We start from the raw sequence: 12,031 nt of genomic DNA, 5'->3' as shown, positions 1-12,031 counted from the left end.
GTCCTCCGGGTTTAGGCTGAGAAATCGACAAAATGAAAATCGATCGCGTATCTGATATTCCAGCTCATCATCCGATAGGTTATATAAATGCTGTAATACAAGTGCCTTGAACATCAGTACCTTATCAAAGGGTCTTCTTCCAGCATTACTCTTTCTTGGAAGTGTGGGGATTTTATTCAAAGTACTCCGGAAGTCCTCCCAGTCAATCAACTTACGAAGAGCAACCAGTGGATCACGTTCATTTAGCTTGCGATGGCGGTCATCAAGACCGAAAAAACTCGGCTGCATTTGACAATAACCTTTACTAGTGAGCGTTTAGGCTATTTTACCGGAAATTAGTGAATTTTTAGAGGTACCCAGATGTAAGTAGTGATCTTACCTTGGTCATCACTTGTATCATCTCCTCAACTGTTAAATAGTTGAACAGAAATACAGCAATTACCTGGTCGAATTGAGTCCTGGAGTATTGATTAAAGTTGACAGCATCTCCGACTTCATAATTAGCTTTATGTAGTCCAAGTTCAGCTGCCATAGATTTTGCTTGGCAAATCATTTCAGCAGAGACGTCAAGGCCGAATAGGGAGCTGGCACCGGATTCCATGATCATTCTGGAGATATAGCCCTCTCCACATCCAATATCCAAAATATGCTGACCAGCAACATCACCCAGTTCCTGTAAAACACAAGGCCTCGCAGTGTAATCACTCAGCATTATTTTTTCTGATCGTAGCCAGTTGACCGCCTGAGCGTTATAGATTGCTTCAGTTGATATAGATTGATCCATTTCCAACTCCCTTCTGAGCGCTATTGATGAACGTATTATCAGGCCCCTTGATTGCACGATCCAGCATGCCATCCCAAAATGCAGCTCTAAGATTTAACGCTTTTATCGCACCGTAACGGAGGTGTCTTCGTCCTTCCTCTGTACCTGCTAAATCCAGGGCAACTTGATTAAGGCTCTCTGTATGGTTGTCATCCACCAGTGTATGTACAGGAAAAAAGCAGTAATCTGCCAGCTTCAAATCAGACAGAGTCTTCAATCCTTTCTCTATATACGGATAAATAGCGCTGACAATGTGCTCAGTTCCCAGCCCCAGGGCTCCTATCGCCTCCTCTTTCGGCCCGTGAAGTAGTACACCTGATAGCATTTCATACCAGACTACGGCCTCTTCGGATTGGGGAATGTGCGGGACATTTTTTGTTACACGGGTCTTAAATCGTTCGAACAATTCTGTATGTGGAATATTGCGCACCCAGCTTTTATTAATCCCGTGTCGCTCCAATTCATTAAGTTCAGTTTCATCATAATGCCCCGATTCTTCCTCAAGATTTTCCAGAAGGACATTTCGGTGACTTCTTGATGTCAGGCGCGCAATCACAGCGGCCAACATATTGACAAACCGAGAGGAGTAAAATCCGTATTGCTGAGCGAAATCTCCAACTGCATATCTAAAGTTTGGTAGACTGCCTTCAGCAAACTGTATAAGATATGGATGGTTTACTGCTCTATGTTCCAGGGCCTCTTCCGAGAGCTGTTTTAACCAGGCTGTTTTTCGAGGGCGCATACGAATCCCCAGTATTAATTACTAATTTAATGATTGACCTATCTAAATAGAAAAATTACGTAACTCTATAAGCTAAAAATGTTATAGCGACAGAACATTCCGTGCTCCTCCTTTATCCCTTCTGTAGATCTAAACAATATAGAAAACCTTACTTATCAATTGGATAAAGAGCTTATATTTAATTGCATAAGTGTCACCAGATTTTTAACGAAGAAAACCACTTTCGTATGAATTTTCATATGGCCTAGAATGCAGAGTGCTACTACTGGATCAGAAGTAAAAAATATTCTTACTCCATAGCACGCTGTGAATACATCCCTGTATGAGTATGATCGCTATTCATGTCTCATAGAACGGCACGTTTTTCCTCTGCCTTTTTAGCAAGTTAGATGTCAAAAGCTCGCACAGAAAATGTCATTTAAATATCAGTCGTAATTGTGCTAAAAATTATTACACAGTATTTTGGAAAAAAAATGCTCCAAAAACTGTTCGCAAAATAGCAAACCTGCATATAAAAACAATTTGGGAGTTTAGAGTAGCGCGCTGGCGAGCAACCAGGTTAATAATGCGGTGATCGTAAAGGCGATTAAGGCTAGAAGACCATCGTGAGATACCAAGGCTAAACCAAACATAGTCAGGGCGAACCCGGCGGTGGTGGCAGAGAAGGGGACCAGTTCCATCAACGGCATGACCAGTGCAATGAGTGAGCAGATGGTGGCGATTGCATAGGTGCCGCTACGTCTAACCAGGAAATCCAGACGGGGCTGCATCCAGCGGTCGGCAAAGTCTGCAGGTCTCTTCATCCAGTGCAAGGCCCCAGTCATTTTTTTTTGGGAGATAGAGCGGTTCAGTAGCCAGTTGGGTAGCCACAGATGCTTACGTCCCAGCAACAGTTGAATTGCCACCAGAAGCAGAAGGGTTGCCATAGTGGTTGACATACCCGGTACGCCGCTCAATGGTGAAAACAGGATTAGCCCCACAAGCAATAGGAAGGGTGCATAAGACCTGAGCCCGATGGCCTCCAGTACCAGTTTTAGGGATATTCGCTCTGTATCTTGGCAGCTGGATTCTATCTGTTCCAGCAATTGTCTGAGCCCTGTGATTTCCTGTGTCATGGCGAGGGAGGCTTCAGTACGCTGGAACACATAATTTAGCCTGTCCCAGTACACAGCTTTCCTGGAGTTCAATTTGTTGTTTACCGTTGAATGCCCAAGGAGCAGGGGTATGCTTTAGGTGCCAGTCCTTGCTCTGGTTGTTATTGGTGCACTGGTTGGGAGCGTCGTTCAGGTGATCGGAAGGGCAATCGTCAATAGCGGACAGTGGCAGCAAGGCCCGATAAGTAAAAGATAGTGCGGAGGGGGGGCGTGCAAACAACAACATAGTGCTCACCAGAAAGTGTGTACCTACTGATAGTTTTGCTGCTATAGCGCCGATCGCCAGTCCCCTATTTTTTTTGCTGGGCGAGCTAGCTATAAAATAGTTCCTCCAGGGTGAAGGTTTCAACGCCGGTACCCCCTTGTTGACTCACGCTGACCATTTTAGTCGCCACTTGGGCGCCGGCAATGGGGCGATAGCGATGAAGTCCGGGTAGGCGGCAGATCCAGGGTAGTAAAATGGCGCCGATTTTCTCTGCTGGGCGTGAATCAAAGCGCTCCCCCACCAGCAGTGAGGGGCGGAAAATGCTAATGCGGGGAAATGACAGAGCTAGGATCTTCTGCTCAAGTTCACCCTTCATACGCAAGTAGGCATTGCTGCTTTTGGCATTTGCCCCACTGGAGGAGACCAGCAGGTAGTGGGGAACACCGGCTTCTGCGGCTAGCTTCGCAGCGCGGAATTGATACTCCACATCCACTTTATATTGTTGCTCCAGGCTACCCGCCTGCTTCTTTGTGGTACCCAGGCACGAGAACATCAAGTCACCGCGAAATAGCTGTGCAAAGTCCTCCAGGCGCTCAAAGTCAACCACCTCGTTGCGAATCTTAGCTATAGATGAGCTAGCCGGGCGGCGGGTGAGGGTGACTATTTCGTGAATATTGTTCTCGACGGACAGTTGTTGGCTCAAATGTTTGCCAATCAGGCCGGTTGCGCCGAGGATGATTGCTTTGTTTATCATGAATTATGGTGCCTTGTTATATCAATGAAACAGTAAAGCGGGCGTTTCATTGACGAAGATACACGAAACTGCAGGTATTTTATGGGGTCGCGTTGGTCGAAAGGTCGGTGGTGACAGATCGTTGTGCTGCATTTCCCGTTAGCTTAAGGGGTTACGACTGGCCTGGAGGTAAGGGATACGCCCCATATGCTGCTAAGCGGCTCCATGTTTCCTAGAAGTACAGATGAAGTGTATTCTTCCCTTCCTCCTTTTTAGTAACGGTGCCATAGGTGTAATAGGCCCCGTTGGGATCTATATCTTTCTGTCCTTTAACAGGGCATTTACAATGTTGAAAATGGGTAAGGATATTACCGAATAGACGCAAGCAGCAAGGGCAACTCTCAACACCGTTATTGTCATAAACCTCTTAGGTCACTGGAAAGATTAGGGTGCTTCCCCATTTTGCTTTTCTTGCCTTCGCATAGGCATGCTATCAATTTTCTTCAGTATCTCCACTGGAGAAAATGATGAGGCATTGTATTTCACGCCCCCATCTTTGCCAATCAGGACGACTTTTGTACCCGAACCCTGTAAGAATCGGCTCTTAATATTGCTCGCAAACTCACTGGAGACATTTCCCGGATAGTTTGTTTCCAGACTGCCATTAGAGAATAAAAACCACAATAGATTTCTCTCTGCAAATTGAGGGGAGAGCTTGAGTAGGTTTTGCAGTGTTTCCTGCGGGTTGGAAGGATCGTGTAGTAGAAGTACACGGTTTTTCCATTGAAATTGATTGAGATTTTGCAAAGTGTTTTCATCAGCCAGCAAAAAAGGTGTGTAGAGTATAAATAATACTAATATAAGTTTTTTCATATATAACGCACTGCTATTGATAAATACCATTGCTAATAGGGCGCTTGGGTTTGTGTGGAATTCTGTTGGTCTGCCTCCTACCTAGTGGGAGCGGTAAATTTTCCGATTGAGATGATTATAGTTTGCCCGCTAGCTATTGGGATAAAAGATTACTTTAATGCATTGCTCTCGATGGAAGCGCGCTATTCTATGGTCGGGATTGTTTATACTGTTTTAGGCGGAGAGTTGGACTCCTACTAAAAAAGCAAAGGGAAAGAATACATTTCATCTGAATCTCTAAGAGACAGGGAGCCGATTGCGAGTCACGGTGTGTCGCGACAGTAGTGTATTCTTTCCTTCCCCCTTTTTGTAAGCTGGCTTGCTTATGTCATATTTCCAGATGACCCTTTCAGAGTCTCAAAGATTGGGACTTGTGGCAGTTAATCTGGCGCTTTTTCTTATCACAATCGATTTTACTGCTTTTTCGCCGGCGATTCCCACGGTCGAGCGTGATCTTAATATAGATATCACGACATCTCAGTGGATTATCAACGGCTATGGATTGATGTTCGGTGTTTTGATTGTTGCTGGCGGGCGTATGGCAGATATCTATGGGCGTCGTAGGTTGTTTTTTATTGGTAGTGGAGTTTTCCTGATTTTTTCCCTGGTAGGCGGGCTTTCTATCAACACGGTAATGTTGTTAGTTTCCAGAGTTGCTATTGGTGCTGGAGCCGCTCTAATGTGGCCTTCTATTTTAGGTATGGCATATACATTGATGCCCACCGATAGGGCTGGCCAGGTTGGAGGGTTGATAATGGCTGTATGTGGTATTGCCAATGCCATTGGGCCAATAATGGGCGGAGCCCTATCCGACACGTTTGGATGGCGATGGATTTTCTTTATTAATATTCCGCTATCACTTTTGTCTGTCTTTCTCTGTTGGAAATTTGTTCCAAAAGATACTTTGGTCAAGCAGGATGTGGGTCTTGATTATCCAGGATTGATAATATTGATGGTATCGGTTTTTAGCCTCTTATTTGGTATGTATGTGGCAGCAGAACTAGGATTATATCACCTGCTAACACTGTATTTCTTCATTGTATTTATGCTTTCCACCTGTATTTTTTTATTCTTGCAAGTAAGGAAGGGGGAGCGTGCGCTTATACCTAGTGATATTATTGTCAATAAAAAATTTTCTACAGCAGGCGTAATAACTCTGCTGACCTCTGTCGTGTTCTTTGCCACCATTCTGTATATGCCGCAGTTTTTTTCTAGAGTTCATGGTTATTCTGCCATTGAATCTGGCCTGGCCCTGCTCCCACTTATGGTTCCTTTTGGTTTTATTTCTATTCTCACTGGGAAAGTATACGTGAAAATTGGACCGAAATTTTTGATCTGTTTGGGAGTGCTGCTTATGGCGGTGGGCATGTTCTCACTATCTCGCCTATCGGTAGAATCACATTATGTAGATGTCGCTTTGGGGATGGTGTTGCTAGGGTTTGGTATGGGAATGTTTAATCCCGCTATTACCACTTTTGTAGTGTCTATTGTTGATCATGAGAGAGTTAGTCTTGCCAGCGCAATCTTATTTATGTTTAGGGTTGCCGGTGGTGCCCTGGGTTTAGGACTAAATGCCGCAGTCGTAGCGTTTGCGCCGGATATTATTACTGGTATTAGCTGGGCGTATTCGTTAAATACCTTCTTGGTTTTGACTGGTCTCTTTGTGGCAGTATTCTTTATTGGTAGGGAATCCCTGTGTGTTCAAGGTGAGTAGGAATCAAAACACTGTCTCTGTTGGTACAATAAATTTTTCTAAATCACTGATAAAAAGCTTTAGCACTGGAGGCAATATCGGCGCAGGGCATCCTTGAAGCAGCAAAGGGTCTTTTCCTCCTTCAAGTGCATTCGGTGTAAAGCGTATGGCGATGATGGTATGGGATATCGTAAGTAAAAATAAAAATGGTTTGCTAGGTTTTATGAGAGGGGTGTCTGAAAGTAGAGGGGCTGGTTTATAAGCCAAGGTTAGGGCTTTTTCCGGCTGATATGATCTTGCAAGATGATGGCCTTGGCGCCAAAGAGGGCCGTTTTCATAGAGACCATAAGATAATAGAGCCGAAAAGAAACCGGGTTAAATAAAGAGGCTTGGGTACGAAATCCACAATCTTTCTGTGTTCCGAGCGTGATTCAAAAATATTTAACATTAAAAGCCCTGAGTATTGACAATTTTAATGACATACTAAAAAAAGGGAAAGAAAGAATGCACTGCACTCGGGACTGTATGAGGCATGGATGCCGATTACGAGCACACAGGGATGTATTCACAGTGGGTCTCGGGTGCAGTGCATTCTTTCCTTTTGACACCAGTGGTAATTCAATAAGGGTGATTGTTTATACTGTTGACCATAGTTAGGGTGGGTCTAGAGTTGTAGCAGTTAATGGTGTATATAAAAAAATTCTATTTTTAATGGTTTGAGATCTTACTGGCGCAGTGACTTCCCTTCTAGGGCCATTCTTAGAAAGGTCCCCAATACAGTGTAATGGTTTCAATCTATTACAAGTATCGTTGGTGTCAGCTCTCACAAAACCTGGTTTACGTAAACTAAAAGTATTTTCACGAATATAACATCTAATAATTAATTTATAAATTAATATATGGTTTTTGAATATGTCAGTGAAGGCGCTGATCTTCGGTGCAGAATGCTGGTACTATCGGCTAAGGCTGTGAAAATATCTTCAGGTTGGCGCTATATATAACCAATAGGGCATCGGAACATTTTTAAAGGGTGGAAATCTTATGAGGCAGCTTTTGTGCAGCCATAAGTATCGCCTGCGAGGTAATGAAAGTTAATTTGGTGTTTGTGTGCTCCTATGGTGAAAACTGCGTTCTGTTAATTTCGGACAAAACAATATGAGCGAGAAGCATGGAGCAAAAAGCTTTGCCGGCGCCTTATCAGAAGAGTTAACGGAAATTTACCAAGGATTATATTTAGTTTCAGCGCCACCAGAGAATCGCCCTTGTATTGGCAAGCAGTCACTGTGGGTATACTTTTTACTTTCATCACCCCCTTCAATTCTCGCTCAGCATAGCCCCCAACATTCGCTCCAGCATTCGAAAGTTACACTCGAACACACATGGAAAGATATGTTAGGTTGGTATATTTTTATAGGCGTAGAGGTCAGCCAGCAAGAAGCACCTGGTTTCATCGAGAGAGCTAAAGCCCATTTTCCCGACCTTTCCAAGACTATCCCACATGCGCTTGTATGGCTGCAGAATCAAACAATACTGGATGATATACCGGCTATCCATATACAAAAGGCGGGGTTTAATTTTAGGGTGGATTCCTCTAAAAACCTTTATTGGTCACAGCTTAATCTGCTGATTTCAAACAATAATTGGATTGAACTTATTGAGTTGGAAGAGGGTGTCCCTGCTTTACATTTTTCGAGAGAAGTATTTCCAGTCAGATTGTTATATTATGATACCGATAGTGAAGCTTACAGGATGCAACAGGTTAGATTTCCCGTAAATCCGACAATAAATTTGTACTTTTCTGGAGTTTCTGCCGGTAGCTTGAATTTTTTGGTGGGGTTAAATCCCCGCGATTTGGCAGTCGTAGCCGGATGTAAGTTTAACTATATATATGAAGAATCGTCTCTGAAAAATTCGCCATTTGCCATGTTCGATTTTTCAGATGCAAACAGTACTGTCGGTTTTGATTTTTGGTTAAACCCCGTTCTTCCTACGAATTTCTTCGCTACACGCCTACAGTTGGATGTCGCAAATCGTTGTGGTAATACGGCATGGGCGAGAGAAGCCCAAGCCATTGCTTCCAGCTATTTTTTCACTACCGAAGGTGCTCCGGTAAAATTATCACCCTATGATCCGGGTACAGTTTTACCCGTCAACGGCGAAATCGGTGCTGGGTTTGGCTTTTCAAAAATGCAGGATCAAGATATAAGTGGCTTGCCCGCTCACTTTCCCAGCAACTTATATCTTTCGCCCGTAGGGATTTTTACACTTGAAAATATAGAAGCTGATGGCAAGAACTCGATGATAGAGCTTATGCCCGGGCTTTATACACAGGAATTCTTGCGAATTCCTGAGAGAACTAAAATACAGTTTATTAACGATCAGCCTGCCTATGCGCCATCGTTCTCAGTTAACAGACCTGCATCTGACTCACCACCCAGTAATTTGGATTTACTTCAGAATGACTACACCACATCCTGGATGCAGGTACTGACAGAAGAGGGGCACTACTTTGGCGAGCCTAGCTCTGGAAGCTTTTTTGTTGAACAGGATGGTGGCCCCTTTTCAAATAGCGTCGATGCTCGTCTGGCAACTTTATTTAACAGTGCCGCATTCCCCTGTGTGCCATTGGGCGGTATTTTCTCCGCTCCTTCCCCTTTAAACAGCGAACAAATCAGTCGCTTTGAGGCGACCATTCTCAGCAGTGCCCGTCATGGTCAATTGACTTTACATTCTGAAGGGCCGGTATTTTTCCCTGGGGACAGTCTGCTGGGTTCGTCAAGTATGCTTAGTTCTACTACGCCCCAGGGGCTGCTAATTGAGCTCAATGACGATGGTAGTTGGAACAAAGTGGTGCTGGCCAAGCAGCCAGCTATGCTGAATGCCGACCCTCCGATTCCGGAGACCCAGCTGCAGTTTTTATCCTATGGTTCCCCTCCAAAATTCCCTGCAGACCTGTCGCTGATACTGACACAAAATCAGCTTTTTTTTATCGTGACTGAGCCCTCTGAATGCTGGAACTTTGACTCGACGATTTTTCTCAGTGGTTTTCAATTTGAGCTGGGTTTTGATAGTGAAAATCCGGACGCACAGCTCATTATGATTTTTAAGTTTAATACTACAGCCAGTGTCGCAGAGCTGGTTGCTAATCCGGGGCTATGGACCGGTGCAGAGCATTATAATAGTGATCCAGAGGCGACCTCAGCACTGATCGATGACTATATTACCTTTGCCCAGCAACCAGTGCCCGGCGATCCTTTCGAACACTTTAATAATCTGGTGAATGATCCGGCCTGGACGGGAGTATTATTTCTCAACACAGGCATTAATGGCAATGGTATGCCGGCAGATTTACAAATGCTCTTGGGAGGTGTTAATGGCCCCCTACGTGCTCATCACTTGGGTATTCAGGGCAACATGATGGATGTTGAGGCCAAGTCTGGGAAATTAGAGATCGATCAATCTTCCTTGTTTGGAGTTATATTTTATAACGGCAATGGTCAGCCTTCGAATCCTGACCTGTGTGATGCACCAGTGGATTACGAAACAGAAACACTGGTGGTTGTGTTTAGTAATTCCAGTATTACGCAGTTTAATACCAGCGTTGGACTTACCCTCAATCAATTGATGGGTAGAGATGTTCAATTGATCGATCCCCCTGTTGATTCCAAACCGAACACCTTGAGTATCAAAGGGCAGTATCAGGCCGGTAGCGACGGTGTCGGCCGGATGACATTTATTAGTGAGCAGGAGTTTGTATACGAATTTTTGGTAAATGATCCCAATATTGATCCAGTAGTGCCCAACGTAAGAGTGTTGGAGAAAGTAGTATTTAATCAGGCAAGTCTGGTACCGGTGAGCAGCGAGCCGGTACAAGAAAAAAATACAACCGAGGTCAGTGCGCGCTTCAGTTTAAGTGGTGCCTTGTGGTTTTGTCCCAACCCGTTCCCAGACAGTGATCAGCTGGATTTATTTTCTTATGGGAGCATGGGTGACTCCGGTGTAGGTTTGGCAATCTCAAATCTTTCCGTAGATGTAGATTTTACTCTTAGTGAAGTGGGTATAACGGTGCCTGATAGTAAACGAGTCACTCTGGACTTGACGGCTATGACTGCAGATCCGAGTACTGATGCCATTCGCCCTAATAGTCTGCTGTTCAGCATTCCGCTAAAATTCAGCCGTTTTATTGTTGGTGAAGAAGAGGCAATTAATGCCACCAATACCGGATCTACCGCTGTGAATATCTTGCAGCTGGAATCCAACCCAATCAATGCAGATTCACTTGTACAGCCAGCATTGCTGGATTCTCCCGACCAAGCTGCTAGTCCGCCCAGCACTTACGTTACCAGCGCGCCGAGATATGCTTTGGAGTACGACATGTTACTCGGTTCGCTCGGTGCTCTTGGTGCGGATGCCAAGCTGGAAGCTAAGGTGCTTTTGGCCTGGGGGCCTTCATCCACCATACCGGATAACGACGCCGCCGCACTTTTTATCCAATTGCCACAATTATCCGCCGGTGCAGGTGGTTTTGAACTCGAAGGTGTACTGAAGACAGCATTTGGTGATGCCAACCTGCTTAAAGTCGACCTGGAAAACGGTAGTCAAACCGTGTATGGCATATTGTTCAATAATGTTCAATTGAGCGCTTTTGGCTACAGTTTCCCCCCGGGGGTAATGGTTGACTTCACGGTTTTTGCGGGAACAACAACACCGGGGCAAGTCATTCCCACCTATGCTAATAACTTGGCATGGTTTTTATCAGTTAAACCGGAGAATGATTAATCATGAGTTCTTCTAGCAAAATCGTCGACGATCTAATGCTAAGGCTCAATCAAATCTACTGCTTGTCATTGCCACTGCTGCCGTTGACAGGTTGGCCAGCTGCTGTTGTTACCCTGTGGAATAAAGTGGTCGACTGGCTGCCCGGAGAACCCCCCCCCCCGCAGACTGTGGTAGTGGAAGGTACCTGGAAACCTTTTGGAAGTGGAAACTTTGTATTTGAAGATCTGAGGATCAATATTTACAGAGATTAGCCTGCTTGCGTAGAAGCAAATCACTATTAACTTAGCCAACTAACCAGTTAACGGATTAATGCGGTACAAGGATGTGCTGCCCTTGGCCATAGATCGATGCGAGTCTGTGAATTAATCGCAGATTCGCGTATCTGCGTCGGTATTTAGCGGGCGACAATGTAATAGATAAAAATTCATCGATTTCATTGTCCGATTTATAAATTGGAAATTTTTGTAACAAGCAATAAGCAACAACATAAAAGGTAAACGCTATGACTAGGCTCCCTCTCAAAAAAGCTAATAATGATGTCGGTGTAATTATCAGCGCTACATTTGATATCAACGGTGATAAAGTTCCCATCACCAGTCAGGATCTGAGTAATTTGCAGGAGGGGATTAAATTTAGCTTGTCTCAACCGGTGACGCTCGGAACTGCCAATCAGTTCCTTTCCTGGCTCGATGACAATCTATCTCCACCGTTTCCTGCTAATGGTTTAAGAGGTGTGATCGAAAGTATCCCAACAACCCCTACACCATTGAATAATATAAGACAAGGACTGCTTGATTTTCTTGATGCAGATATTACGATCACGAAATTATCTGTGGATACAGGAAGCCATGAATATAGTTTCGGTGTCTCAGCTACCCCGCAAAGTCCGATCCAAATCATCAGCCAACTTAGCTTGGACTCTATTGGGGTTGAAATCAGTTCAACTGGTGAAGAGCCTCCAGAGGACGGTGGTGACAATGGCTAGGATAG

11 protein-coding genes are annotated in these 12,031 nt (G+C 44.5%); 4 read left to right on the top strand and 7 right to left on the bottom strand.

Translation table 11 applies throughout. From position 1 onward, the window contains the following. The 7 genes from ACCI49_RS13610 to ACCI49_RS13580 all read right to left on the bottom strand — a co-directional run. On the bottom strand, nt 1–288 hold a 288-nt coding region (locus ACCI49_RS13610), incomplete at its 3' end, for a transposase (RefSeq protein ID WP_371838736.1). Between the two features lie 58 nt (nt 289–346). Beyond that, entirely contained in the window at nt 347–784 is a 438-nt protein-coding gene (locus ACCI49_RS13605; RefSeq protein WP_371839562.1) for a class I SAM-dependent methyltransferase, read from the bottom strand. Further along, on the bottom strand, nt 762–1,565 hold the full coding sequence (locus ACCI49_RS13600) for an iron-containing redox enzyme family protein (protein ID WP_371839561.1): 804 nt from the start codon (nt 1,563–1,565) through the stop codon (nt 762–764). Before ACCI49_RS13600 ends, ACCI49_RS13605 begins: the two co-directional genes overlap by 23 nt. A 530-nt stretch (nt 1,566–2,095) precedes the next feature. Then, the gene (locus ACCI49_RS13595; protein ID WP_371839560.1) at nt 2,096–2,710 is read right to left on the bottom strand and encodes an exopolysaccharide biosynthesis protein; all 615 of its coding nucleotides are present in this window, start codon (nt 2,708–2,710) and stop codon (nt 2,096–2,098) included. Continuing rightward, complete coding sequence (locus ACCI49_RS13590; protein ID WP_371839559.1) at nt 2,694–2,945, bottom strand: hypothetical protein; 252 nt, start codon at nt 2,943–2,945, stop codon at nt 2,694–2,696. Before ACCI49_RS13590 ends, ACCI49_RS13595 begins: the two co-directional genes overlap by 17 nt. Before the next feature lie 85 nt (nt 2,946–3,030). Next, the gene (locus ACCI49_RS13585; protein ID WP_371839558.1) at nt 3,031–3,678 is read right to left on the bottom strand and encodes an NAD-dependent epimerase/dehydratase family protein; all 648 of its coding nucleotides are present in this window, start codon (nt 3,676–3,678) and stop codon (nt 3,031–3,033) included. A 423-nt stretch (nt 3,679–4,101) separates the two neighbouring features. Further along, nucleotides 4,102–4,530 (bottom strand): DUF4174 domain-containing protein, encoded by a 429-nt coding sequence (locus ACCI49_RS13580; protein ID WP_371839557.1) that lies wholly within the window; start codon nt 4,528–4,530, stop codon nt 4,102–4,104. Between the two features lie 412 nt (nt 4,531–4,942). On the opposite strand from ACCI49_RS13580, the gene ACCI49_RS13575 reads away from it, so the two are divergent. The 4 genes from ACCI49_RS13575 to ACCI49_RS13560 all read left to right on the top strand — a co-directional run bounded on the left by ACCI49_RS13575 (nt 4,943) and on the right by ACCI49_RS13560 (nt 12,026). Then, nucleotides 4,943–6,283 carry an MFS transporter gene (locus ACCI49_RS13575; RefSeq protein WP_371839556.1) on the top strand — a complete coding sequence of 447 codons (1,341 nt, stop codon included), beginning with the start codon at nt 4,943–4,945 and terminating at the stop codon, nt 6,281–6,283. Nucleotides 6,284–8,080: 1,797 nt separating this feature from the next. Next, nucleotides 8,081–11,041: a hypothetical protein gene (locus ACCI49_RS13570; protein ID WP_371839555.1), complete on the top strand. Its 2,961-nt coding sequence runs from the start codon at nt 8,081–8,083 to the stop codon at nt 11,039–11,041. Between the two features lie 2 nt (nt 11,042–11,043). Further along, nucleotides 11,044–11,292 (top strand): hypothetical protein, encoded by a 249-nt coding sequence (locus ACCI49_RS13565; protein WP_371839554.1) that lies wholly within the window; start codon nt 11,044–11,046, stop codon nt 11,290–11,292. 251 nt (nt 11,293–11,543) lie between these two features. Then, nucleotides 11,544–12,026: a hypothetical protein gene (locus ACCI49_RS13560; RefSeq protein WP_371839553.1), complete on the top strand. Its 483-nt coding sequence runs from the start codon at nt 11,544–11,546 to the stop codon at nt 12,024–12,026. The last annotated feature ends 5 nt before the right edge of the window (nt 12,027–12,031 follow it).

The organism is Microbulbifer epialgicus (genome assembly GCF_041447265.1).
GTDB classification, from domain to species: domain Bacteria; phylum Pseudomonadota; class Gammaproteobacteria; order Pseudomonadales; family Cellvibrionaceae; genus Microbulbifer; species Microbulbifer epialgicus.
Note: the sequence above shows the minus strand (reverse complement) of the source record. Positions and strands in the feature narration are given on the sequence as shown.

What these genes read in the sequence shown, in the direction of transcription:
- ACCI49_RS13560 (WP_371839553.1), top strand. Translation starts at nt 11,544, where the DNA reads ATGACTAGGCTCCCTCTCAAAAAAGCTAATAATGATGTCGGTGTAATT.
- ACCI49_RS13605 (WP_371839562.1), bottom strand. Translation starts at nt 784, where the DNA reads ATGGATCAATCTATATCAACTGAAGCAATCTATAACGCTCAGGCGGTC.
- ACCI49_RS13565 (WP_371839554.1), top strand. Translation starts at nt 11,044, where the DNA reads ATGAGTTCTTCTAGCAAAATCGTCGACGATCTAATGCTAAGGCTCAAT.
- ACCI49_RS13590 (WP_371839559.1), bottom strand. Translation starts at nt 2,945, where the DNA reads ATGTTGTTGTTTGCACGCCCCCCCTCCGCACTATCTTTTACTTATCGG.
- ACCI49_RS13585 (WP_371839558.1), bottom strand. Translation starts at nt 3,678, where the DNA reads ATGATAAACAAAGCAATCATCCTCGGCGCAACCGGCCTGATTGGCAAA.
- ACCI49_RS13580 (WP_371839557.1), bottom strand. Translation starts at nt 4,530, where the DNA reads ATGAAAAAACTTATATTAGTATTATTTATACTCTACACACCTTTTTTG.
- ACCI49_RS13600 (WP_371839561.1), bottom strand. Translation starts at nt 1,565, where the DNA reads ATGCGCCCTCGAAAAACAGCCTGGTTAAAACAGCTCTCGGAAGAGGCC.